Below are 24,071 nucleotides of genomic sequence, written 5' to 3'. Positions count from 1 at the left end.
TGCAATGGAAACCTTCGATGTAGTCGTCGTAGGAGGGGGACCGGGGGGCGCAGCGGCTGCTCTGGCCGCCGCCCGGGACGGCGCCTCGGTGGTGCTGTTGGAAGCCGACAATCAGCTCGGAGGCAACGCGGCCCGCTCCACTGGATATCTGGCCTTCGCCGATTTCGAAATGCAGGCCGACAACGGGGCTAATGACACCCCAGAGGGCTTCTTGGCCGACATGCAGGCTGAGATCGATCGTCAAAAGCACCGCTACGGGCTGATTTTCGACGAGGATCTGGCCCGGCGCTACGCCGAGGAATCGGCGGCCACCTACCGGGAGCTCATCGAGCTTGGCTTCCGGTTCGACCGGTTCCTGCCTCGCCCGGTGCAGCACACCGTGGACCGGATGGTCAGCGTGGCCGATACCACCATGTTCACCACCTGCTTCGAGCCTGCACTTGTCGATGCCGGAGTGGATATCCGATACAAGAGTCGGGCGATTCGCTTGCGGAGCGACGGCGAACGAGTCTCCGGGGTGGACACCGATACCCGCCGGCGCTTTGAGGCGGCTAACGGGGTCATCCTCGCCGCGGGCGGCTATCAGGCCAACTCGGATCTACGCACTCGCTTCCAGCCCGAGGCCAAGGCCACCACCCCCTATTTGGGCACCGAGCTCTGCCGGGGCGATGGACACCTAATGGGGCTGGCAGTAGGCGGCGACCTGATCAACATGACCATGATCCCCCCGCTGGTCATGGTGGGTTCCGCGCTGGTGGAGGATGCCATCGCGGTGAACCGCAGCGGCCTTCGCTTCCACGACGAGGCTGGTCCGTACGACGATCGGGTCGCGGCCCTGGAAACCCAGCCCGATCAGCAGGCCTGGTATGTGTTCGACGACCGCGTCGCCCAGGCCAAGGCCCAGCTCGTGGACGAGATGCCCGAACCGGCGGTATCTGGGACCGACCCCGCTGGTCTGGCTGCGGCTATTGGGTGCGACGCCAACGGCTTGTCCCAAACGCTGGGTCGCTGGAATCACACCGTGGTATCGGGCACCGAGCGCGACCCCGAATTCGGCCGAGTGATCTTCGGCCAGCCCCGAACCGGCATCGTCGAGCCGCCGCTGTGGGCCGCCCCCATGGTGGTGGGCATCAACTTCCCGGCTGGAGGCTTCCGGGTCAACGCCGATATGCAGGTGCTCGACGTCTTCGGCGACCCAATCCCCGGCCTGTTCGCGGTGGGCGACTGCGTTGGCGGGGTCAGCCCTGCCATCGGCCTAGGAGGGGTGAAGATCACCGCCGCCCTCACCCTGGGCCGCATCGCCGGCAGAGTCGTCGCTGGCCGCTAATCAGATCTGGTTTTCGCCGAGAGCATGTTCTACGGCGATTTGGCCGAAGCACAGAGCTTCCGACAGGTTGGAACCGTCGCCGGGATAGAGCAGGCCTGAGGCCTGGCCCAGTTCTCCTGCCCCGTACAGTCCGGGGATCGGGTCGCCGAAAGCGTCCAATATGCGGCCGTGGCGGTCGCGGCGGGGACCCCCGGTGGTGTTCGATCCTCCTGGCCACAGCACCACGCAGTAGTAGGGCGGCTCTTCGATGGGGACCATGGTGTCGGCCGGGCGTCCCCACGGGTCGGATTCGCCGTTGCGACAGGCATGGTTGTAGGCGTCCACGGTGGCCGCTGCCTGCCGGGCGGCTTCCTCGGTCATTCCCGCGGCTACTGCCGCCTCCGCAATGGTGGCTCCCGGGGCGATCCAGCCCTGTTCGATTTCCGCGGAGTTGTCGTCGCTCCAGTCGTAGAGTCCTACAGCCACCGCACCGAAATGGGAATAGGTGAGCGGCCCCGCCTTGCGTCGGGATTCATCGAAGAACCAGTAGCAGGGCACTCGAGGGTAGGTGTTGGTGGCTGGCTCGTAGGCCAGCAGGTCGTAGTAGAAGTCGTGGCGCAGCAGCGCTTGATTGTGCTCGTTGGCGAATCGGTTGCCAGCTTGATCGCAGATCACATAGCCGGGCGGGTCGATGCCGATGATGAAGTTCAACGGCTGTCCGTTGTGATCGAAGTGGCCGATCGCCCGGCCGATCATCTGGTTCATGTGCCACATGGAAGCTCCGACGCTGGCAGCCATGCGCACCCCGTCACCGGTGTTTTCGGGGTTGCCGTAGAAGTGGACCGGGTACACCCGCAGGTGGTCGCGCTTGAAATCCTCGTCGAACTCGTAGCCGCCGCAGGCCAGCACCACGCCGTGTCGGGCACCCAGAGCAATTGACTGGCCATCGCGAATGGCGGTCAACCCGGTCACCCGGCCATCGGCATCTTGGACTAACCGGGAGGCGGCGGTTTCCCACCGGATAGGGATGTCCCGCCGGGTTACTGCGGCAGCCAGTCCCTCGAAGAACCGGGGACCCGCTCCGGCCGCGGCGGCCAAGCGTTCGCTCACTCCGCCGGGCTGCACGGCCACTATCGACTCCGCGCCCCCAAAATCGGGATGCTCGGCCCCGGCGGAGGGCACCATGTCCAAGCCGCCGATGGCTTCTTCGAACCACCGCGACAGGCAGGCGGCCCGTTCGGCCCAGGCATGGGATACGTCGTAAGGCACCATTCCCGACGCGCAGACATCCAGATAGCGGGCCCCGGCCTCCACATCGGTCACCGTCATGACCATGCCCCCCGACATCCGGGCCGACGGGGTATGGCGGTGCTCAGGGCACTTTTCCACCAGCACCACCGAGGCGCCGGCATCGCTGGCGGTGATGGCTGCGGCGGTGCCCGCGGCGCCGAATCCGACTACCACTACGTCTTGGGTTTCGTCGAAGAGTTGTGAACCGCTCACTAGAAGTCCCCGCCGTCGAGGGTCACTGTCTGGCCGACGATCATGCCGTCGGCCACCTCGAAGCGATCAGTGCCCGAGGTGCCGTCGCCGGGGCCGCCCACCAGTTTCCAGGCCACCGCCACCAGCGCGCCTTCCAATCGGGGCTCGGCGAATTCCACCAGGCCGTCGCCCAGACGCACCGGCACGGTGGCGAAGTAGCCGGCAATGGCGTCTCTGCCCTGGTAGGTCACATCCCGCACCAGCACCGCGTCGGCGGCGTAGTCGGCAGCCATTGCCTTGGGGTCACCGGTGTGAATTGCGTCGAGGTGGTCTTTGACTGTTGTGATCGGGTCACGCATTGGTGATGCCGAGGCTGAGGCCCCCGTCCACCGTGAGCACTGATCCGGTGGTCCATTCAGCGCCCATCAGGTACTCGAATGCCTCGGCGATCTCGGTAACGGTGCCAATGCGTCCCAAGGCGTGAGCCGACCCCAGCCCCTCCAAGCGGGCTTTGGCCTCGTCGTCACCCATCAGCCCGGCCCGCTGGTTCAATTCGGTAAACACCGCGCCTGGCCGCACGCAGCCCACCCGGACCCCTTGAGGGCCCAGCTCTGCGGCCAGCACACCGGTGAGCGCCTCCAGCGCGCCCTTTGTGGCGGCATAAGGGGCCACGCCGGGAAAGGCCCGCTGGGTGTGTACCGACCCCACGAACAACACGCATCCCCTTCGTTCCCGCAGGTGGGGCAGCGCTTCGCCCACCAGCATCATCCCCGCCACCACGTTGGCGTGGAACACGTCGAGCAGAGCCTGTTCGTCGAGTTCATCCACCGGACCGCGGTACATGTTGCCTGCGTTGCTGATCAGGGCATCCAGCCCGCCGCCGTGTTCCACCGCGGCCTCGATCATTGCCGTGCGGTCAGTGGCCACCGTCACGTCCCCGGCCACGGCTCGACACCGATCCCCGAGACGAGCAGCCACCTCATCAACCCGGTCTTGGCGACGACCGGTGATAATCACCCGCGCCCCCCGCCCAGCCAGGTGTTCGGCCGCCCCCGCGCCGATACCCGAACCGCCCCCGGTGATCAATACGGACATCCCGTCGATGGGCTTCATCGACTTGCGACCTTACTGGGCAGCCGTCAGACCATCAGGGTCATGTGGTGGCTAGGGTCATGCCATGGCCTACCGGGTGGAGATCGACCAGGATGAGTGCATGAGCTCGGGAAGGTGCGTGGCCGACTATCCCGCGGCCTTCGCGTTCGACGACGACGAGCTGGCTACCGTGCTGCCCACCTCAGGGAATCTCACCGACCAGCAGCTCCTCCGGGCGGCCCGCAACTGCCCCTCCCGGGCCATCCAGGTATTCGACGACAACGGCAACCTGCTGGAGTAGCTCCGGTAGCCGCCGTACATGGCAACCACCGCTGATTCACAGACGGACCACTAAGGTTTGCGCTCGTGACGAAATCGATCATTGTGACGGGGGCCGGACACGGCATTGGAGCCGAGATCGCCCGGCAGGCTGCCGCCGCCGGCTACCGGGTGGGGGCGCTGGACATCAACGGCGAGGCCGTCGAGCAGATTGCCCAGTCGCTCCCCGATGCAGTGCCCCTGGTGGCCTCAAGCACCGACTCCAGTGCTGTTGAAGCCGCGCTGGATGCCTTCGGCACCCCTGATGCGCTGGTCAACAACGCGGGCATTGTGCGCTTCACCCCCCTGGTCGACCACTCGGAAGACGATTGGCGGGCGGTGGTGGATGTGAACCTCACCGGTCCATTCGTGTGTGGTCGAGCGGTGGCCCGCCGGATGATCGCCGAAGGACGCCAAGGGTCGATTGTCAACATCGCCTCCATCAACGGTATCGCTCCCGGCCCCAATTCCGGGGCCTACAGCCCGACCAAGGCCGCGGTGATCCAGCTCACCCGCCAGATGGCCATCGAATGGGGTGCGGCCGGCATCCGGGTCAACTCGGTGGCCCCCGGCATCATCGACGACGGCATGTCGGCGCCCGTCCTGGCCGACCCCGAAGTGCGGGCCACCCGATCGGCCCGCACTCCTAGCCGGCGCCTGGGCACGGCCGACGACATCGCCAAAGCGGTGATGTGGCTGTGCTCGGAAGACGCCGAATACGTCAACGGCCACAATTTAGTGGTGGACGGTGGCGTGGTTTCGACCGTGCTGGCCGGAATGCCCCGCCCCGCGTCCATCGACGGCATCGACGAATAGGGCTGAAAGGCCCCAAGGAGGAAAACCCGATGGCAGAGTTCACCCTCACCCGGTTCGACGACGTTCGCGACGGCTATCGGCAAAAGGGCCTAAAGCAAGCGCTCTACGACGCCGCCGGGGTGATCATGGCTGACACTCTGCTCACCCTGTGGGGAGACGATCACCGTCGGCGCCGCCGGCTGGAGAATCGGCTGTTTCGCCGGGAGACGTTTGAGCACTACGAACGGGATCTTCTGCCCATTGCGGTGGACGCAGTGCTGGACCCCGCCGCGGCCGCAGGACAGGGCGACGTGGTGCCGTTGGCCCGGCGCATCGTGGTCAACCTCACCGCCGCCGCTGCCGGGGTGGACTACTCGGAGGGAACGGCGGAAGAGACTGATCGGCTGTATTCCTATGCGGTGAAGTTCAGCGAGGGGGCAACTGCGGTCCACAGCACCAGAGACCCTGAGGAGCTGAGGGCGGAGGTGGCCGACGCGTTGGAGCGCTGGGACGAGGAGTTCTTCGCCCCGTCGCTGGCTAGCCGCACCGACCTGTTCGAGCGGTTCGTCGCCGGGGAAATCCCCGAGGACGATCTACCCCGAGACGTGCTCACCGTGCTGGTGCGCAATCAGGATTCCCTGGATCTGCCCCGCGACGTGGTCCGTCGGGAGGTGGCCTTCTACATACTGGCCGGAATGCACTCCACCGGGGCAGCCACGACCCACGCCGTTCACGGCGCCTTCGGTTGGTTCGACGACCACCCAGAAGACCGCGCCCGCATGGTCGAAAATCCAGTGTTCCTCCAGCATTGCGTCCATGAGTCAATGCGGCTGCACCCGGCCAGCCCCGTGGCCGGCCGCGAGGCGGTGGAGCCGGTTACGTTGCGCGATGGCACCGAGATGGCGGTGGGCGACACGGTGATGTTCGACCTGTGGTCGGCCAATCGGGACACCGAAGTGTTCGGGGCCGACGCCGACAGCTTCAACCCGCTTCGCTCGATTCGCGACGACGTGCCTCGTTGGGGCCACACCTTTGGCGGGGGACGCCACGCCTGCATCGGCATGGAGCTTGACGGCGGCGTGCCCGCCGACGAGAACACCGGGGCGCCCATTCTGCTGGGCACGGTGGCGCTGATCCTGCGGGGCTTGCTGGCCCGCGGTGCACAGCGCGACCCCGACAATCCTCCCCAGCAAGACCCCAACATCGCCCGGGTCTGGTGGGGCACATACCCCGTGCTGTTCTGATAAGCAGATCGCTGATGGACGGGCCGACTGACGAGCTTGAGGACCGGAGTCTGCGCCCGCTCACCGGAGAATTCTGGGCTGCGGTCGACCGGGGTGAGCTGGTTCGACCGGTGTGCGGAGACTGCGGCCAGAGCTTCTTCGTTCCCCAGTTCGCCTGCCCACAATGTCAGAGCACCAACTGGACCTATGAGCCCAGCAGCGGACGGGGCCGGGTGTACAGCCACACCACCATCCACCGCCCGCCCACTTCCGAGTTCGACGCCCCCTACGTCCTGGCCGACGTGGACATCGAGGAGGGGTGGCACCTGCTCACTTGGATCGTGGGGTGCCAGCCCGAGGACGTGGCCATCGACATGGCGGTGAGCGTGCGCTTTGTGACTGGCCCCGACGGCCATCGGCTTCCGGCATTTGCCCCTGACGGGGCAGCCTGATGAACGTCGGCTTGGCCTTCGCCCGCAACGCGGCCCGTCATCCCGGCGACCCCGCCATATTCGGCGAGCGGGAGCTGAACAATCAACAGCTCGATGAGCGCACTAACCGCATCGCCAATGCCCTATTGGTCGCCCATGGCCTGGGCAAGGGCGACCGGGTGGCGCTGCTGGTGGCCAACCGCCCGGAGGTGGTGGAGGTGCTGGGCGGCATCACCAAGGCCGGCGGATGCTATGTGGGGCTCAACTTCCGACTCGGTCCAGTGGAGCTGGAGCAGGTGTTCGACAACGCCGATCCAGTGCTGGCCATCACCGACGCCGAGCACCGCGACCAGCTCGACGGGTTCGACTTACCCATTATCGACATCGACCGCGACCTCGACGCCTTGGCCGACGCCGCATCAGCCACTGTCCCCGACACGCTGCATCGGGTCCGACCGGAGGACGATTTCTGCATCGTCTACACCAGCGGCACCACTGGGCGGCCCAAAGGGGTGCATTTCGACCACGCCCGGGTGCTTCAGCACGCCACCGTGGCCTGCTTGGAGTACGAGATCGACCGCCACAGTCGCTACCTCATTCAGATTCCCCACAACTCCAGCGTGAACATCACAATCCTGCCCTGCCTGCTCATCGGCGCGGCCCAGGGGTTTGTCGACAGCCGCAACTTCGACCCGGTGCGCTATGCCCGCCTGGTGGAAGAGCACGGGGTGAGCCACTCGTTTCTGGTGCCCACCCAGCTCATGCGTCTGCTCGACCGCCTCGAGCGGACCGACGACCACCGCCTGGGTTCGCTGCGCACCCTGGGCTACGGCTCGTCGCCCATCTCGCCCGACCGCCTGGCCGAGTTGGTGGAGCGTTTCGGCCCGGTGTTCAACCAGCTCTACGGCATGGCCGAGATTGCCTCCATTGGCACCATCTTGCGCAAAGAAGACCATGTGCGGGGCTTGGAGGAGCGGCCCGAGCTGCTGTCGTCGTGCGGGCAGCCGTCGTACGCGGTGGACGTGCGGGTAGTGGACCCCGATGGCCGGGACGTCGCGGTGGGGGAGCGGGGCGAGGTTGTCTTCGGCGGCCCCCATGTGATGAAGGGCTACTTCCGGGATCCCGTGCGCACGGCCGAAGCGCTACGGGACGGGTGGATGCACAGCGGCGATGTGGCCGAGATCGACGAGGAGGGCTTCATCTACATCGTCGACCGTATGAAGAACCTCATCATCCGGGGCGGGCTCAACATCGCCCCCACCGAGATCGAGAATGTGCTGTATCGCCATCCCGCCGTGCTGGAGGCGTCGGTGATCGGCGTGCCCGACCCCGAGTGGGGCGAGGCCATCGTGGCCGTGGTGGCCCTTAAGCAAGGCGCATCTGCCGACGACCAAGAACTGCGGCTGTGGTGCCGGCAGTCGGAGCTGACCTCCATCAAGATCCCCGAGCGGGTGGAGTTCGCCGACTCGCTGCCCAAGAACGCGGTGGGAAAAATCGCCAAGGAGGAGCTCCGCTCCCGGTATTGGGGAGAGGGCCGGAAAGTATGAGCCGGGCTCGCTATTGGGGAGAGGGCCGGCGGGTGTGAGCGGTCCGCATCCGCTGCATCAAGTGGCCATCGTCGGGGTGGCCGCCACCGAGATGGCCCGCCAGCTCGACACCACCTCGGCGGAGATCTCCTTGCGGGCGGCACGGGCCGCGCTCGACGACGCCGGGCTGTCGGTGGCCGACGTCGACGGAGTAGCCGCCCGCTGGCCCGGCCCAGGGGGCACTGTGTTCCAACCCGGCTCAGCCGACTGGGCCGAGGTGTTCGGCCAGCCGCTGCGCTGGGTGTGCGACACCTATCCTCAAGGCGTGCCTGGCGCGCTGGACGCCGCCGCCGCGGTGGCCGCCGGACTGTGTGAGGTGGCGCTGGTGTTCGGTGGCCAGGCCGGGTTCATGGGCGGCTCGGCGGTAGCCGACTACACCCGGCCCGACAACGAGTTCATCGCCTGCTGGGGTTCGCTCACCGCAGCCCAGTTCGCCCTGGTGGCCCAGGCATACCGGCACCGCTTCACCCCCGATCCCGAGCGGGTGGCCGCCATTGCCGCCGCCATCCGCAACGCCGGCTCCAACAACCCTGCCGCGGTGATGGCTGGCCGCGGTCCCTATACCGCGGCCGACGTGCTGGACTCACCGATGGTGGCTGAACCGTTCCGCCGGCTCGACCTGTGCTTGGCCACCGAGGGGGCCGCGGCCATGGTGATTACCACCGCCGAGCGGGCCCGTGATCTTGCTCAGCCCCCGATGGCCATTCTGGGCGGGGGAGCGGAATGGCACCGCCAGCAGTACGTCAATCCACCCCGCTACGACGAGGTGTGGAGCTTGGGGGCCGACGCTGCCCATCGGGCGTTCGAATTAGCCGGCCTCGGGCCACAAGATGTGGACGTGTTCGAGCTTTACGACATCAACACCTACGAAGTGGTGCGCCAGTTCGAGATGCTGGGGCTGTGCGCCGAGGGCGAGGGAGCCGACTACCTGTGGGAAGCAGGCATCGGCGTCGATGGCCGCCACCCGCTCAACACCGACGGCGGCCTGCTCAGCTACAGCCACATCGGCTGGGGCGGCCCCACACTCAAAATAGTAGAGGCCGTGCGCCAGCTGCGGGGCACCGCCGGCCCCGGCCAACTCCCAAACGCCGAGGTCGCCCTGGTCACCGGCGCCGGCTCCGGCGCCCAATACCACAACGTGATGATCTTGGGCCGGGGATAGCGGCCCAGAGCTAGTTCGTCGCCCAGTCGAGCTCCGTCTTCATGGCCTGTTCGCCGCGGCGGCCGATGGTGAGCAGGCGGGGGTCGTCGGTGCGGCCGTCGAGCCAAGCCCGGATGGCTCGCATCGAGGCGGTGAAGGAGCGGACCCGCTCGAAACGAGCCGCGTAAGCCAGGCGCTCCTGGTCAATGGGGTGGCCATAGTCGTCTGAGTCCTCAATGGTGCACCAGCCCGAGAAGCGGTGGGTAAAGGCCACGTCGCACATTGGGTCGCCGGCCCAGACGCGCTCCCAATCCAAGATCCCGCCCAGCTCTCCCGGTGCGGTCCAGCTCAGGTTGGCGAACCGGAAGTCGCCGTGGCACCACACCGCGGTCTCGTCGCAGTCGGGTCGATGGGCTCGCAGCCACACCAGCGCCGCTTCGAATTCGGGGTGCCGGTTAGGAGCGGCCCGCCGGTATACAGCTTCGGTGCGGTCGAGCTCGGCGTCGTAGGCCTCGGCCACCGTTATCGGCGCGGTCATATTGTGCAGCTGGCCCAACGCCGCGGCGGCGGCGGCGATGTACTCCGGTTGGTGTTCGGTCACGGCGGCGAGCCGCAGCACTCGCCCCGGTACCCTGGTATGGACCCCAAAGGGCCGTCCGATGGGGTTGTCGGGGCCAGATTGCACGGCCAGCACACGCGGTGCAGGCACAATCCCCGCCACCCGGCGGAGGTTGGCGGCTTCGACTTCCGGATCGTAGGGGTCGAGCGGGCCGCCCCGGGGTGCCACCCGCACGATCACGTCGTCCACCCCCAGCGTCACCCACGAGAACCCCCGGTCCAGGCGCTCGATACGGGGATGGACACCTACACGGTCAAACACCTCGGATACCGCACGGCCCACCGCAGCAGGCGACAAATCCATCAATGGAGCGTACCGGGCCACCCATGTGGCTCAGACCGCTGGACCGGTTCCGCCGCCCAGTAACGTCGCCCGGAGTGGTGAGCGGACGCGACGCATGACAGCAAGGATGGGGGTTGGCCGGGGTCCGGCGGTGGTGGCGGCCAGCATGCTGGCGCTGGGGTTCGGGTCGAGCCTGGGCTTTTTCCCGGGCTATTTCGTCGCCGCGTTACGCGATGATCTGGGCGTTTCCCGGGCTCAAGTTGGGCTGCTGGTGAGCCTGCATTTCGGATGCACCGGATTGGGCTCCATTATTGGCGCCCGGATCACCGAGAGAGTCGGAACCCGGAACGCGGTGATTGCCGACCAATTGATCGTGGCCGCTGCCGCGTGGACCGCGGCGGTTCTCGACAGCTACGCCGCATTGGTTGGAGCCGCCGTCTTCGCCGGCTTCGGCTACGCCTTGGCCAACGCGGCCACCAACGAGGCGGTGGCCGCCGCGGTGCCCGAAACCCGCCGAACCCTGGCATTGTCGGCCAAAACGTCCGGTGTGCCGATGATCGCCTTGATCAGCGCCACCCTGGTGCCCTGGGCGTCCGACCGCTGGAGCTGGAACCTAATTTTGATGATTGCCGGGACTGCGGCTGGGGCCGGAGCGCTCATCTCGTCGGTGGTCATTCCCGACATCCGCGCCTCCCAGCGGGGGACCCAGCCCGGCGCTTCGGTACTTCCCAGAGGGTTTTGGTGGTTTGCGGTGTCGGCTTGCTTCTTGGTCGGCTCAGGGCAACCGCTGTTTTCGTGGACAGTGCCGTACCTCGACGAAGCCCTGGGCACCTCCAAGCCGGTCGCTGGCGTAATTTCTGGGCTCGCGGCAGGGGTCGGCGCCATTTGTATGTCGCTCACCGCGTTGCGGGCCGACTACCTCGGGCGAAGCCGAAGGGTGCCGCTCATCGTCGGATTGTGCTCGGTGTTGGCCGCGTCAAATCTGGTCATCATGAGCGGGTTGACGCTGGGTGTGGCGATTGCCGCTGTCGGCATGTTCGTCGGCTTCATCGCCCAGCTGGCGGCCATCGGCATCATGCACGCTGCGGTGGTCGACCGGGCACCCCACGCCGTGGCCCGGGCCACCGGCGTCACCATGACCGGCTACTACTTGGGGGCGTTGGCCACGCCGGTGACATTTGGCGCACTGGTGGACTGGCTGGACACCTACACCTGGGCCTGGTTGGCCATGGCCGTATGCACCGGGGTCTCCGCCGCCTGCTTCGCCCGCGCCAACCGGGTGGGAGACGTGGTGCCTTGATCGGTGATGCGACGACGACCAAGCTCCCCAATTGAGGAAATGAGCTACGAGCACGCCCTGGCGCCGATTGAGATCAATGGGCTGGAGATCAAGAACCGGGTGGTGCGCACCGCGCACGGCACCAACATCGGCCAGGGGCGGATCACCGACGAGTTAATCGCCTACCACGAGGCCCGAGCCGCCGGAGGGTGCGGGCTGACCATTCTAGAGGCGGCGTCGGTCCACCCCACCGACATGGGCACGCTGTGGCTGCACGATGCCTCGGTGGTGGACGGCTATCGCCGGCTGATGGACCGCCTGGCCCCCTACAACATGGCGGTGTTCCAGCAGCTCGGCCATCTGGGCTACGAGGGAGTGACGGCCGACGAGGGACCGCCGTGGTCGGCATCAGAGCTGGCCGGTCCCAGCATCCGCCGTTCGGCCAAAGCAATGGCACAAGACGATATTGATGAGCTGGTCGATGCCTTTGCTCAAGCCGCTCGGTGGAGCATCGAAGGCGGGCTTCACGGGGTTGAGGTCCACATCGCCCACGGCTACCTCCTCCAACAGTTCATGTCGCTGGCCACCAATCAGCGCACCGACCGCTACGGCGGCTCATGGGAGAACCGCATTCGGCTGGCCCGCGAGGTGGTCGCCGCGGTGCGGGAAGCCATCGGCCCAGAGACCCAGCTGGGAGTACGGATCGGTTCAGAAGCGGTGGGCGACGGGGGAGTGACCGAGCACGACTGCGCCGAACTGGTGAAAATTCTGGCCGGCGACGGCCTCATCGACTACGTGAACCTCACCTACGGCAGTTGCCTGCGGCCCCACAAGATCATGGGCGGAATGCACGAGCCCCCTGGTTACGAGCTGGAGGCGGCCGCCCCGGTGGTGGCGGCGGTTGATCTGCCCGCCATCGTGACCGGCCGGTTCCGCACCCTGGCCGAGGCCGACGAGCTGATCGCCGACGGGGTAGCCGACATGGTGGGCCTCACTCGGGCCCACATTGCCGATCCCAATCTGGTGGCCAAGAGCATTGAAGGCCGAGAGGCCGAGGTTCGCCCCTGTATCGCCGGCAATGACGGTTGCGTCGGCGGCCTCAACCGGGGCCGCCTCTCCTGTGCCGTCAACCCCGCGGTGGGACGCGAGCTGGAATTCCGGCGCCCGGATCCGAGCCCCCAACCCCGGCGGATTGTGGTTGTCGGCGGCGGACCCGGCGGCATGGAGGCGGCTCGACTGGCCGCTGAACAGGGTCATTCCGTGGTGCTGTTCGAGGCCCGCAATCGCTTGGGCGGCGCCGTCCGGCAGGCCCAAGAGCTGCCCACCCGGGCTTTGCTGGGCGACATCTGCGACTGGCAAGAACGGGAACTGGCCCGCCTCGGCGTCGATGTGCAGCTGAATCAACCCGCCGATGGGCAATCCATCACCTCAGCCCGCCCCGACCTTGTGGTGGTGGCCACCGGCGCCACCGGCGCCGAGATCCCCGACGTCAGCACCATGCCCAAGGGCGCCACCGCCGTGGTCGATGACCGCTTCGGCGGCTACGAAGCCCTCGGCCTGGCCGAGTGGCTGGCTACCGAGGGGCTGTCAGTAACGCTGACCACTCCCGGCCGCCGGGTGGCGGCCAACGCCCTGCTCGACCTAGTGGTCCAACCTGCCCTGGAGCGCCTGCAAGCCTTCGAAGTCGATATCCACACCAAAGTCGATGCTCCACCCGAGGCCGACCTAACCCTCACCGTGGCCAAACACCCTTACGATTCGCTATCCGCCGATCTCACCGCCACCGGGCTCACCGTCCGGGTCATCGGCGACGCCCGCACCCCCGGCACCATCCTCACCGCCATCGCCGACGCCCACCGCATCGACTTCCGCTAGGAGCCTCTGCGGGTTCTACTGGAACGACACGAATACTGAATTTGGAGTGAGTTCTAGGACTTGTTCGGGGGTGGCCATGGGGGAGTCTTCGTCGTAGAAGTTCTTCCAGCCCCAGTGGAATTGGTGAGCGTCGTCCATGGTGGTCAGGGCGTCCCAGGTGCTGTATTTGGCCCGCATGGAGCCTTGGCCGTCCATGTGGATGAGGATCGCCAATTCGGGGGGAGTCTCGATGGCGGCGCGGTTGGTGATCATGGAGTAGCGGAATTGGTGGACGATCAGCAGTTTCTGGGGGAGGGCATGCTCGCGTACCAGACCGGCCAGCCACTCCACCACTTGGTTGATCTCGGCCGCGTCCACTGTGCCGATCTGCTGAAGGTGTACCTCGTGATGCTTGAGCCTCCACTCCGGATCGAGGGCCAGACCAACGTTGGGAAGAAGGAGGAACTCCTCGTAGACCTTCGCCTGCGACAAAAAGTCGCTTCGTCCCGACTGGAGGTCAAGCACCACGTACATGTCGTTGGCGGTGGCGGTTTCGATCCACGGCCTGATCACGTCCCGCGCGGTCATGGCCGAATAGTCCCCGTCGCTTCCGGCGCTGGCCGACGCAACGGTGGTGATGATCTCGAAGGTGGGCAAAATCACCGCGCCGTCGGCGTCGTATCCCTGGGCGATGGATTGGAGCCGCTCGGCACCTGCTTGGGCGCCCTGCTCGCCCAGCACGCCAAGGCTCGACGTAGAGGGGTGGCCGTAGATGGCCACCATTCGGCGATCAAAGCCGGCATCGAACATGAGCAGACCACCCCCAGGAATCTGATGGCCCCCGCGGATTACATCCAGTTGCCACAGCGTGTCCTCGCTGAGGTCCGGGGCCAACTCCACCTCTGAGGCGTCGAGGATCTTCTTCATAGTCTGGGAGGGAAGGGCTCGGAGGTCCCCGGTGGCGACTATCACCGTATTGCCGACCTGGTGGCCGTGGGCCGCCAATTTTGCCGCCTGCTCTCCGTTGGCCACCAGCCACACCCGCTCGGGGGTCGCCAAGGGGGTCGGCGTTGCCGTTTGTCCGACGGCATCGGATGGCTCAAGGTTGGAATCGGCCATGGCGACGCGGCTGTCTTCTAGATCGAATGCGACGGATGCGAACTCAGCCCCAGATGTTGAGGTGGCGCCACGCGCCGTCGCTACCAGTCCGACATTTGGTGGGGCCGGATTCAAATCACTGGCCAGGCCGTCCTCGGATATGGCTGAGCTGTGCGTATCCGTTGACGCATTACCAACCGGCAGGCACGAAGAAGCGACTGCCGCCAGGGCGATGACGCCCACGAGCCGGGCCACCCGGCAGCCGGTCATGCGCTTTGTCTTGGGGGCTTGAGGACCCCCCAACGATTCCCAGATGCAAGTCTTGGGACCAGGGCGAAATCGCACCAGTGGCTCCTTCAGATTCCACCAGGCTTTGGCACCATTCAGCGCAAGGCCTGTTACGAATCCGCATGCCCTGGTCCGTGCCCGAGTTACCGGGCAAGTACCCCCTACAAAGCGGCAGCCAACATGCTAGCGGAACAGCAAGTATCTCGAAATGGCAATCGACGAGATTCCCGACGCGTCTCCAACCGGGGCCAAGTGGCCAGTGCGGGTGGCCCTCTTGGAGTTGCCCCTACCGCTCAGCGGTGCCGAGGTAGGAGGCTTGGAGGTCGGGGTGGGCCAGGAGGTTCTCGGCGGTGTCGTCGAGCACCACCCGGCCGGTTTGCAGCACCCAGCCCCGGTCGGCGATCGACAGGGCCATGTTGGCGTTCTGCTCCACCATGAATACGGTCAACCCGGCTGCGTGGATCTGCTGGATGAGCTCGAAATTCTGCTGCACCAGCGCGGGGGCCAGGCCCATGGAGGGCTCGTCCATGAGCAGGATCTGGGGACGGGCCATGAGCGCTCGGCCCATGGCCACCATTTGCTGTTCGCCGCCCGACAGCGTGCCCGCCTTCTGGGTGAGCCGCTCCTTCACCCGAGGGAACAGCTCAAAGACCCACTCTCGGTCGGCCGCCACCCCATCAGCGTCGGTGCGCAGAAACGCGCCCATCTCCAGGTTCTCCCGCACGGTCAGGCGCTTGAACAGCCGGCGGTTCTCCGGGACCATCGTTACCCCCAGCGCCACCCGCTCCCGGGTGGGCTGATGGGTCACCACCTCTCCGTTCACCATCACGTCGCCGGTAGTGGGCTTCACCATGCCGAGGATGGTCCGCAATGTGGTCGACTTGCCGCTGGCGTTGCCACCCAGCAGGCACACCAGCTCGCCGGAGAAGATGGCCAGATCCACATCCCTGAGGATGTGAACAGCCCCGTAATGGGTGTTCACCTTTCGCATCTCCAGCACTGGCTGTACTTGGGCGGAGGCAGGCTGGGCCGGAGCCGGGGAGGCAGTGCCGGGGGTGTCCGGGCTCATCGGCTGCTCAACTCCCCTCGGCCGATTGGCCCAGATAGGCCTCGATCACCTGCGGGTTGGCCGATACCTCGGTGTAGGTGCCCCGGGCGATGGCCTCGCCATGGTCCAGCACCACCACCCGGTCGGAGATGTCCCGCACCACCGACATGTCGTGTTCGATGAGCACGATTGTGTAGCCCATCTTGTCGCGGAGCTTGCCGATGAGCTGGGTCAGCTCAGCCGATTCCACGGGGTTCATGCCCGCCACCGGCTCGTCCAACAAGATCAGTTTGGGGCTGGTGGCCATGGCCCGGGCGATCTCCAGGCGGCGGCGATTGGCATACGACAGAACCGAGGCCGGCTGGTCGAATCGGTAGCCGGTGAGCCGGGTGCCGAAGAAGCCCAGCACCTCTTTGCCCCGGGCCCGCACCTGCTCTTCCTCGGTGCGGAAACGGCGTGTTTGGAGTAGGGCGTCAAGCATCCGCTGGCGGGTGCGGCAATGCTGGGACACCATTACGTTCTCCAGCACCGTCATGTTGGCGAACAACCGCACGTTCTGGAAGGTGCGGGCGATACCGCGGGAGGTGATCTTGTTGGGGTCGAGCCCCAGCAGCGACCGGCCTTCGAAGGCGATCCGCCCTTCGGTGGGCTTCACCATCCCGCTGATGGCGTTGAAGAAGGTCGTCTTGCCTGCCCCGTTGGGGCCGATCACCGCCACGATCTCGCCCTCATCCACGGTGAAGTCCAAATCGTTGATGGCGTGCAGGCCGCCGAACACCACGTGCAGCCCGGTGATCTCCAGCATCGGCTGAGAGCTCATGGCTGCTCGCCTTTCGAGCGACTCCCGCCGCCGGTGGCATTGTCGGCCTCGGCTTGGGCCCGCAGCCAGGCATCCTGATTCATCTCGTCGATGTGCAGCTCCCGGGCTCTTCGCACGCTGGGTATCAGGCCCTCGGACCGCTGAAGCATCATCCACACCAGCAACGCGCCGTAGATCAAGATCTTGTACTCGGCGAACTCCTGGAGAAGCCCCGGTTGGTTGGGTCCGCCCAAGACGCCGATGAGCACAACAGCGCCGGCGATGACGCCGGGGATGTTGCCCATGCCCCCGAATATCACCACTACCAGAATCACGATCGACACGATGATGGCGAAGCTATGGGGGAAGACCGACCCCACTTTGGCCGACAAGATGGCGCCGCTGAACGACCCCAGCACCGCGCCGGTGACAAACGCCATGAGCTTGGCGCTCACCGTGTCCACCCCCATGACCTCGGCCACGGTCTCATCCTCACGGACGGCCATCCAGGCTCGGCCGATGCGGGAGTTCTCCAGCCGCCACGAGACGTAGATGGCGATGGCGCAGAAGAACAGCACCAGATACAGCACCGACCGAGGCTCGAACCCCCGCACGGTGGCCAGTCCGAACACCTCCACGCCGGGAATATTGGTGATCCCCTGGGCGCCGTTGAACGTCCCCGACAGCCAGTCGGACAGAAGCAGGATTCGGATGATCTCCCCGAATCCCAGAGTGACCACGGCCAGATAGTCGCCCCGCATCCGGATCACCGGCGCGCCGATGAAAAGCCCCACCAGCCCGGCCAACAGCATGGCGATGAACAGGGCGCCGAACCACGGCATCTCGGGACTGAACCGGGGTGATCCGGGGGAGGTGAGCACGGCCACGCTGTAGCCGCCCACTGCAAAGAAGGCCACATAGCCCAAATCGAGTATCCCAGCCAGCCCCACAATGATGTTGAGCCCCAGCGCCAGCAGGATGAACAGCCCGACGTTGGCCAGCAGTTCGTTGGTGAGCCGGCCCAGGAACAGCGGGAGCACCACGACGGCGGCGATGACGAGGGCGTAACCCAGCAGCCGTCGGGAAGCGAACTTCCGCCACACTGCTCGACTCCGGTCGGGTTCACCGGGCGCGGCTGGGCGCTGTCGGCTGCCAACCAACCCAGCCCGCATAGCAGAGTCCCGATAGGCCCAGATCCCGGCCATCACCGCGATAGTGGCCACTGCCACCACGATGGCTGCCGGGTAGGTGAGGCCGCGTTTGGGTCCATAAAGCCAATCGGACACCGCCTCGATATGGAAGCCCTGGGACAAATCGGTGATCACGCTCTCCAGCACTGCTGCGCCGAACACTGTCAACCCCGCGATCACCGCCGTTCGGGTGATCCGGGTGCTGGCCCAGTGCATCCCTCCGCCCAGCGCCCCGGTGGCTGCTCCGATAACGGGCCAGATGACCGCGCCCATCCATACCGACTCCTCAAACTGCAAGATGGCCAGAAGCTGGGGACTCCAGTTAACCAGCGGGTCGCGGATGTCGAAGTGGGTGATCCCCACCACTAGAAGGGTGAGCCCGGCGTTGCCCAATGCCCCGGCGATTGCCCCGGCCAAAACGTCGCGTCCACCTCTGGCGTACGCCGTCATCCCCTCCAGTACCTGCTCGCGGCCAACCCAGTAGCTCACCACCAGCGGCAGCCATATCAGCGACAGATAGCCGAGACTCAGGATCGGGTCGATCAGCAGACGCCGGTCGAAGTTCACTGGCATTCCGCTAAGGGCGATGAACACCTGTCCCAGCGCCAAGATGGCCCCCGCTCGCACCAATTTCTGCCAGTCTTGGTCCAGCAGCCGCCGACGACTGGCGGCATCCGCCGATGCAACCTGAGTGGCGGGGAAGTCCCCGGTCACGGTCATGTCCGCTCCTCAGAGGGGAGCCGCTCGCCGAAGATGCCGCTGGGCCGCACCAACAACACGATGATGAGCACGGCGAAGGCCACCGCGTCTCGCAGCTGCGACGGCCCGCTCACCCCCAGTGGCTCCAGGATCATCAGCGGACCCAGTGATTCGGCCACCCCGATGGTTAGACCCCCGGCCATCGACCCCCCGATGTTGCCGATTCCTCCCACCACTGCGGCGCTGAATGCCTTGATCCCGGGCAGGAATCCGGCGGTATGGAGGACGCTGTTGAACAACAGCCCCCACAGAATGCCGGCCACCCCGGCCATGGCCCCGCCGACGGCAAACGTCTTCACGATGATGCGGTTCACGTCGATGCCCATGAGCGAGGCAATCTCAGCGTCTTCCGCCACTGCTCGCATGGCTTTGCCGGTTTTGGTCCGCTCCACCAAGTACCACAGTCCGATCATGGCCACAGCGGCCACCGCCAGCACCAGGATCCGGGTGCCTTGGATCTCCAGAAACGTCCGCTTCTCGGTGAGCCAGTCGGGCATCCTCGCATACGACTTCGTGCCCGGCCCAAGCAAGACCAGGATGAAGTTCTGGAGGAAGAACGACACCCCGATCGACGTTATGAGCGGAATGAGCCGGGGTTTGCCCCGCAAGGGGCGGTAGGCCACCCGCTCCATGATCATCGCGGTGACCGTGCACACCACCATGGAGAGGCACACCACCAACAGCAGACAGAGCACGAAGTTGCTCTCCCAGGCGCCCGCTTCAGCCAGTTTGCTGGAGGTGACCGCACCGGTTACCGCCCCGATCATGAAGACTTCGCCGTGGGCGAAGTTGATGAACCCCAGCACCCCGTACACCATCGAGTAGCCCAGCGCTATGAGCCCGTACATAGCCCCCTGGGCCAGCCCGGCCACCACCAGATCCCGAAACTGCTTCCCGGTCAGGCTGAGGGCATCGGGGTTGGCCCATCGGGCAAACGGGTTGTTGGCGTCGATGGCCTGGGCAATGAACGCCAGTAGTCCCGCGCCGATGAGTGCTAGAGCGGCAATCCGAAGGAAGGTGAGGAACCAGTCGACCCGAGTGCGTTGCTTGGTGGTCAGCTGCATCAGACTTGGCCTACTCGCCTATGGCTCGTCCTCCAATGACAGCCAACCCTACGCCACCGCCGCCCTTGGGCAGCGGCAGCGCAGAGTGTCGACTACGGCGCTTTGCTAGGGGTACGCGTAGACGACGTTGTTCTTGCTGGCCTCGATGTTGGCTGCGCTCTGGTGGAAGATCACGGTGATCTTCTGAGAGGCGCAATCTCCGAATTCGTCGCAACTCAGGGAGCCGGTGACGCCGTTGTAGCCGCTTACCGCATTGAGGTACTGGCGGACGCCGGCCCGGTCGATGTGCAAGTCGCCGTCCTCCACCCAAGATGCGGCTGCGATGGCATCCAACAGCAGCGTGGTTGCGTCGTAGGAATGGCCCCAAAAGGCCGCTGTCGGCAACTCGCCGTAGGCCGCCTCATAGGCGTCCAAGATCTGGTCGGCGTTGCGCCCGGTGCCCTGGTTCACATTGGTGCCGAACCGCAGGTCGGGACCGGAGAAGTACATGCCCTCGGAGTCGGCCAGTTCCAGGAAACCGTCCACCAGCATGCCGTCGGCGGCGAGCAGCTGGGTGCTCTCCAGACCCGAGACGGTGGGGGCTTGGGCGGCCACGTGGTCGCCTTCCGGCGGGAAGATGGGGAAGAACAGCGCACCGGGCGATCCGGTGGCCAACTCGGTCAGGGCGGGCACCATATCGGTGTCGCCCTTGTTGATGCCGACGATGCCGGTGGTCGTTCCCCCGATTTCCTCATAGGCGTTGCTGAAGGCCTGGGCTAGTCCCTGGGTGTAGGGATCGCCATCGTGCATGGCCGCGGCGGCGGAAATGCCGAGCTCTGAATACACGAAGTTGGCCATGGCCGCGCCCTGCACCAAGTCATTGTGGGCGGTGCGGTAGTAGCCCGCGTTGTAGCTCTCACCGGCGTTGCCCTCGAAGTCGGAGGTGAGGGCGGGAGAGGTGTTGGACGGTGAGATCATGACCATGCCCGCCTGGGTGACCAAGGGGGAGGCGGCCACCGCCGCGCCGCTGCAAGAGGTGCCGATCACGCCGATCACCTGTTCGTCGGCCACAATCGTCTGGGCCGCAGCCTGACCGCCCTCGGCAGAGCAGAGGTCGTCGAGGGGGGTGCCAAGGTCGACGGAGAAGCCTTGGATGTCGCCGTAGTCGGCGATGGCCAGCTCGACGCCTCGCTGGTTGGGAAGGCCGAGGAAGGCAACGGGGCCGCTGATGGCGTTGAGCGAGCGAATCTGGATGGACTCGCCCTCGGGGACGGTGACGACGCCGAGAGAGCCGTCACCGACTTCGGGGGCAGCATCGTCGTTGCCGCAGCTAGCTGCCAACAGCGCGAAGACCGCCAGCAAGGCGACCACCACCGTGAACGCCCTGCGAGTACTCATAGTTTTTCCGAGAATTTTGAGCCGATCCATGACAGCCCCTCCTTGCCCTATGCCTTTTGACCTATAGCTACCACCAGCGTAAGCCCACCGCATACCTGAGGCAACAAAGGCATACAGAGCTGTATCCGACCGGCATCCCGCCCGGTCAGGTCACTAGATCGGGGCCGATGTCGTCGAAGCGGGGGCGACCTATCAGGGCCAGAGTGCGGTCGATGTCGGCGCGGTAGATGTCGAGTATGCGGGATACTCCAGCCTCGCCAGCCACCGCCAGTCCCCAGAACCAGCTGCGCCCACCCATTGCCGCCTGTGCACCCAGGGCCCGGGCCTTCACGACGTCGGATCCCCGCTGGCAGCCGCCGTCCACCAGCACCTCGGCTCGATCGCCCACCGCTTCGGCAATGCGGGGCAGCACCGCGAAGGCCCCCGGCACCGAGTCCAGCTGGCGACCGCCGTGGTTGGACACAATCACCCCGTCTGCTCCCCATCGCACGGCAGCCTCAGCGTCGGCCACGGTGATTACCCCCTTGACCAACAGCGGGCCGTCCCACTCCCGCCGCAACCATGACAAGTCGTCCCAGGTGCGGGACGGGTCGGCCAGCTCCCTATCGACATAGGCCCCAATGGCGCTGGCGTCGTCCCCGATGCCCAAATCCACCAGGCTGCCGAAGGTGATGTCGGGGCCGGTGATCAACTGGCGCAACCACCTCAACCGCCGGGAGGTGTCCAGCGCGCTGTTCCAGCGGATGCGAGGGGGCAGCGACATGCCGTTGCGCAAGTCGCGCTCCCGCTTGCCCACCACTGGCACATCCACGGTCAGCACCAGTGCCTCATAGCCGGCGTCTCGGGCCCGGTTTACCAGCGATCGCACCACCTCGGGGCTCTTCCACAGGTAGAGCTGGAACCAGCGTCGTCCGTCGGGGGCGGCCGCGGCGATGTCCTCCAGCGAATAGCCCGATCCGGTGCTCACCGCGAACACCGTGCCCGCCGCGGCGGCGGCCCGGGCCGCGGCTAGCTCGCCCTCCCGATTCACCAGCGTGGCCAAACCGGCGGGGGCCAGCAGGAACGGCAGCGACGCCGGCTGGCCCAACACGGTGGTTGACAAATCCCGCTCGGCCACGTCCACCAGAAAGCGCGGGGCCAGCTCCACCGCATCGATGGAGGCCCGATTGGCGGCGATGGTCAGCTCGCCCTCGGCGCCACCCTCCACGAAGTCGAACACCATCTTGGGCAGCCGCCGGCGGGCCTCCTCCCGAAAGTCGTCGTAGGTGTGCCACCGGCTGGCCCCCTTGGGGGCTCGGGCCAGCATCCCGGGCAGGGCGCGCAGCTTCATCGTCTCGTCATCCGGTTGGCATGGCCGCGGTCAGCAGCCGGGTTACGGCCCGCAGGGTGGGCACCTCGAGTCCGTGGCCGTTGGCGATGTCCACCAGGTCGCCGAACACCGCCTGCACCTCGAAGGGCCGTCCCCGGTCGATGCTTTGCAAGATGGACACTCGCACCTCGGTTTCCCCGACCGCTTCCATGCCCTCGCCCACGGCTCGCAGCCGCCGATGGGCATTCTCCCGGCTCTCCTGGGTGAGCGCTCGTATCTGGAATGGCCCGTGGCCGTCGATCAGCTCCACTCCCTCCGCCGCGGCAATGGACGCGCCCTCGCAGGCCAGGTCGTAGAACACGTCCCGGGTCTCGGGCATGAGGAAGATCCGGTGGTACACCAGCCGGGTCAGCCCCACCACCCCCATAGCGGCGGCGGCCAGAACCCCCTTGGACCACAGCGCGGGGGCGATGTCGTCGTGTACCTCCAGCTTGCGCCCCGGCAGGGCCTGGGCGATGGTCGCTGCCGTGCCCGGCTCGGTGGTGGGCAGATCGCCCAGCAAAGTGGGGCCGTCAAAGGAGTGGGTAGCGTGTCCGGGCTCGCCCAACGTGCCGCCCACCAGCGACACGCAGCCCACCGCGGCAGAGCCGAAACGGGCCACCAGCGGCTCGGCCTGGCGAACGCCGTTTTGCACCGAGAAGGCCGCTTGGGCCGCTCCCGGGTAGCCGCCGAGCAGATCGGGATTGTCGAATGCCTTGCTGGCCAGCAGCAAGATGTCGCAGTCCCCGGCCTTGTCGGGGTCGCTGACTGCCCGCACCTCCACCGGCGGCCGGTCGTCGATTCGCAGGCCACCCCGGTTAACGGCTTCGGTGTGAGCCGGGCGGGCCACCAGGGTCACTTCGGCCCCGGCCTCGGCGAACCACGCGCCATACACCGATCCCAGCGCTCCCGCGCCCAGAACTACGACACTCGTCATTGGCCAGCTCTCATCTGTGCCATACCCTAGAGCCATGACTACTCCGGAGATTGTCCACGACGTCGTGTTGGCCTGTCGGGCCTTGACCGTTCGAGGGTGCGACACCGGCATCGGCGGCCATGTCAGCGTGCGGGCCGACGGGGAGGACGCCTTCTGGATCAACGCCTTCGACCGGACCTTGGGGGAGATAACCGCTGACGACGTGATGAAGCTCGACTACGACGGCAATCTGCTGGAGGGCAACCGAGAGGTGAGCCTGGGGTTTGAGTTCCACGCCGGTGTGTATAAGCACCGCAGCGACGTCAACGCCATTGCCCACAGCCACGGCCGGTGGATCACCGCGTTGGCCTCCCTGGCCCGGCCGCTGAAGATGCGCCACAACCTGTGCTGTATCTTCCACGACGACCAGGTGCTCAGCCCCGACGACCGCTTCGAGTCCATTGGGCCGGCCATCGAGACCAACCACACGGTAATCATCCCCTGGCACGGCGCCATTACCGTGGGGGCCACGCTGGCCCGGGCCGCGGCCCTTCACGCCACTCTGGAAGACCAGGCCCAGCTCGACGTGACCCTCGAGCCCACCGACGCCCCCGAGATCCCCGAGCACTTGCGCCTCGGCCTCAAGAAGCTGGTGGACGACCAGGCCGGCTACCTGGAGCAAACGTGGACCCTCATGCGCCGCCAAGGCCAGCGCCATCTGGCTGCGCATCCTCAGGGCTGAAGGAAGGAGCTGACCAGAGTCCCCAACGGCTAGG

The 24,071-nt window shown here is 66.3% G+C and carries 22 protein-coding genes; 10 read left to right on the top strand and 12 right to left on the bottom strand.

The window, feature by feature from the left end; translation table 11 throughout:
* Positions 1–4: 4 nt before the first annotated feature.
* Complete coding sequence (locus tag ACOGXH_RS14770) at positions 5–1,327, top strand: FAD-dependent oxidoreductase (RefSeq protein WP_419929849.1); 1,323 nt, start codon at positions 5–7, stop codon at positions 1,325–1,327.
* Here the strand turns inward: ACOGXH_RS14770 and ACOGXH_RS14765 are convergent, their stop codons facing one another.
* Genes ACOGXH_RS14765 through ACOGXH_RS14755 form a run of 3 tightly spaced genes read right to left on the bottom strand, consistent with a single transcriptional unit; the run spans position 1,328 to position 3,901 of the window.
* Positions 1,328–2,809, bottom strand: coding sequence for an FAD-dependent oxidoreductase (locus ACOGXH_RS14765; RefSeq protein WP_419929848.1), 1,482 nt, complete (start codon positions 2,807–2,809; stop codon positions 1,328–1,330).
* Complete coding sequence (locus tag ACOGXH_RS14760; protein WP_419929847.1) at positions 2,809–3,147, bottom strand: nuclear transport factor 2 family protein; 339 nt, start codon at positions 3,145–3,147, stop codon at positions 2,809–2,811. Before ACOGXH_RS14760 ends, ACOGXH_RS14765 begins: the two co-directional genes overlap by 1 nt.
* Positions 3,140–3,901 (bottom strand): SDR family NAD(P)-dependent oxidoreductase, encoded by a 762-nt coding sequence (locus ACOGXH_RS14755; protein ID WP_419929846.1) that lies wholly within the window; start codon positions 3,899–3,901, stop codon positions 3,140–3,142. The genes ACOGXH_RS14760 and ACOGXH_RS14755 overlap by 8 nt, the downstream gene beginning before the upstream one ends.
* 64 nt (positions 3,902–3,965) lie before the next feature.
* On the opposite strand from ACOGXH_RS14755, the gene ACOGXH_RS14750 reads away from it, so the two are divergent.
* The 6 genes from ACOGXH_RS14750 (at position 3,966) to ACOGXH_RS14725 (ending at position 9,395) form a co-directional block, all read left to right on the top strand.
* Positions 3,966–4,181 (top strand): ferredoxin, encoded by a 216-nt coding sequence (locus tag ACOGXH_RS14750; RefSeq protein WP_419929845.1) that lies wholly within the window; start codon positions 3,966–3,968, stop codon positions 4,179–4,181.
* 65 nt (positions 4,182–4,246) lie between these two features.
* The gene (locus tag ACOGXH_RS14745; protein WP_419929844.1) at positions 4,247–5,014 is read left to right on the top strand and encodes an SDR family NAD(P)-dependent oxidoreductase; all 768 of its coding nucleotides are present in this window, start codon (positions 4,247–4,249) and stop codon (positions 5,012–5,014) included.
* Between the two features lie 29 nt (positions 5,015–5,043).
* Positions 5,044–6,237, top strand: coding sequence for a cytochrome P450 (locus tag ACOGXH_RS14740; protein WP_419929843.1), 1,194 nt, complete (start codon positions 5,044–5,046; stop codon positions 6,235–6,237).
* A 14-nt stretch (positions 6,238–6,251) separates the two neighbouring features.
* On the top strand, positions 6,252–6,668 hold the full coding sequence (locus tag ACOGXH_RS14735; protein WP_419929842.1) for a Zn-ribbon domain-containing OB-fold protein: 417 nt from the start codon (positions 6,252–6,254) through the stop codon (positions 6,666–6,668).
* Positions 6,668–8,194, top strand: coding sequence for a class I adenylate-forming enzyme family protein (locus ACOGXH_RS14730; protein WP_419929841.1), 1,527 nt, complete (start codon positions 6,668–6,670; stop codon positions 8,192–8,194). Before ACOGXH_RS14735 ends, ACOGXH_RS14730 begins: the two co-directional genes overlap by 1 nt.
* 34 nt (positions 8,195–8,228) lie before the next feature.
* Positions 8,229–9,395 (top strand): thiolase family protein, encoded by a 1,167-nt coding sequence (locus tag ACOGXH_RS14725; RefSeq protein ID WP_419929840.1) that lies wholly within the window; start codon positions 8,229–8,231, stop codon positions 9,393–9,395.
* A 10-nt stretch (positions 9,396–9,405) separates the two neighbouring features.
* On the opposite strand, the gene ACOGXH_RS14720 is transcribed toward ACOGXH_RS14725, so the two are convergent.
* Complete coding sequence (locus ACOGXH_RS14720; RefSeq protein WP_419929839.1) at positions 9,406–10,296, bottom strand: phosphotransferase; 891 nt, start codon at positions 10,294–10,296, stop codon at positions 9,406–9,408.
* Between the two features lie 94 nt (positions 10,297–10,390).
* Here ACOGXH_RS14720 and ACOGXH_RS14715 point away from each other — a divergent pair, with 94 nt between their 5' ends.
* Together ACOGXH_RS14715 and ACOGXH_RS14710 are read left to right on the top strand one after the other, a co-directional pair.
* Positions 10,391–11,575, top strand: a complete 1,185-nt coding sequence (locus ACOGXH_RS14715; RefSeq protein WP_419929838.1) for an MFS transporter — start codon at positions 10,391–10,393, stop codon at positions 11,573–11,575.
* A gap of 39 nt (positions 11,576–11,614) precedes the next feature.
* Positions 11,615–13,429 carry an NAD(P)-binding protein gene (locus tag ACOGXH_RS14710; protein WP_419929837.1) on the top strand — a complete coding sequence of 605 codons (1,815 nt, stop codon included), beginning with the start codon at positions 11,615–11,617 and terminating at the stop codon, positions 13,427–13,429.
* Positions 13,430–13,444: 15 nt separating this feature from the next.
* Here the strand turns inward: ACOGXH_RS14710 and ACOGXH_RS14705 are convergent, their stop codons facing one another.
* From ACOGXH_RS14705 to ACOGXH_RS14670, 8 genes are all read right to left on the bottom strand, one after another.
* A complete protein-coding gene (locus ACOGXH_RS14705) occupies positions 13,445–14,527 on the bottom strand; it encodes a hypothetical protein (RefSeq protein WP_419929836.1) in 1,083 nt (360 codons plus the stop codon).
* A gap of 553 nt (positions 14,528–15,080) precedes the next feature.
* The gene (locus ACOGXH_RS14700) at positions 15,081–15,785 is read right to left on the bottom strand and encodes an ABC transporter ATP-binding protein (RefSeq protein WP_419930384.1); all 705 of its coding nucleotides are present in this window, start codon (positions 15,783–15,785) and stop codon (positions 15,081–15,083) included.
* An 85-nt stretch (positions 15,786–15,870) separates the two neighbouring features.
* Entirely contained in the window at positions 15,871–16,662 is a 792-nt protein-coding gene (locus ACOGXH_RS14695) for an ABC transporter ATP-binding protein (protein ID WP_419929835.1), read from the bottom strand.
* Positions 16,659–18,551 (bottom strand): branched-chain amino acid ABC transporter permease, encoded by a 1,893-nt coding sequence (locus ACOGXH_RS14690; RefSeq protein ID WP_419929834.1) that lies wholly within the window; start codon positions 18,549–18,551, stop codon positions 16,659–16,661. The genes ACOGXH_RS14695 and ACOGXH_RS14690 overlap by 4 nt, the downstream gene beginning before the upstream one ends.
* On the bottom strand, positions 18,548–19,654 hold the full coding sequence (locus tag ACOGXH_RS14685) for a branched-chain amino acid ABC transporter permease (RefSeq protein ID WP_419929833.1): 1,107 nt from the start codon (positions 19,652–19,654) through the stop codon (positions 18,548–18,550). The genes ACOGXH_RS14690 and ACOGXH_RS14685 overlap by 4 nt, the downstream gene beginning before the upstream one ends.
* 105 nt (positions 19,655–19,759) lie before the next feature.
* A complete protein-coding gene (locus ACOGXH_RS14680; protein ID WP_419929832.1) occupies positions 19,760–21,031 on the bottom strand; it encodes a branched-chain amino acid ABC transporter substrate-binding protein in 1,272 nt (423 codons plus the stop codon).
* A 145-nt stretch (positions 21,032–21,176) separates the two neighbouring features.
* Complete coding sequence (locus ACOGXH_RS14675) at positions 21,177–22,361, bottom strand: alpha-hydroxy acid oxidase (RefSeq protein ID WP_419929831.1); 1,185 nt, start codon at positions 22,359–22,361, stop codon at positions 21,177–21,179.
* A 7-nt stretch (positions 22,362–22,368) separates the two neighbouring features.
* The gene (locus ACOGXH_RS14670) at positions 22,369–23,316 is read right to left on the bottom strand and encodes a ketopantoate reductase family protein (protein ID WP_419929830.1); all 948 of its coding nucleotides are present in this window, start codon (positions 23,314–23,316) and stop codon (positions 22,369–22,371) included.
* Between the two features lie 34 nt (positions 23,317–23,350).
* Here ACOGXH_RS14670 and ACOGXH_RS14665 point away from each other — a divergent pair, with 34 nt between their 5' ends.
* On the top strand, positions 23,351–24,037 hold the full coding sequence (locus ACOGXH_RS14665) for a class II aldolase/adducin family protein (RefSeq protein ID WP_419929829.1): 687 nt from the start codon (positions 23,351–23,353) through the stop codon (positions 24,035–24,037).
* The last annotated feature ends 34 nt before the right edge of the window (positions 24,038–24,071 follow it).

It is taken from the genome of Candidatus Poriferisocius sp., from assembly GCF_965208355.1.
In the GTDB taxonomy this organism is placed as follows: domain Bacteria; phylum Actinomycetota; class Acidimicrobiia; order Acidimicrobiales; family Bin134; genus Poriferisocius.
The sequence above is the reverse complement of the archived record's forward strand: the minus strand, read 5'-3'. Positions and strand labels throughout refer to the sequence as shown.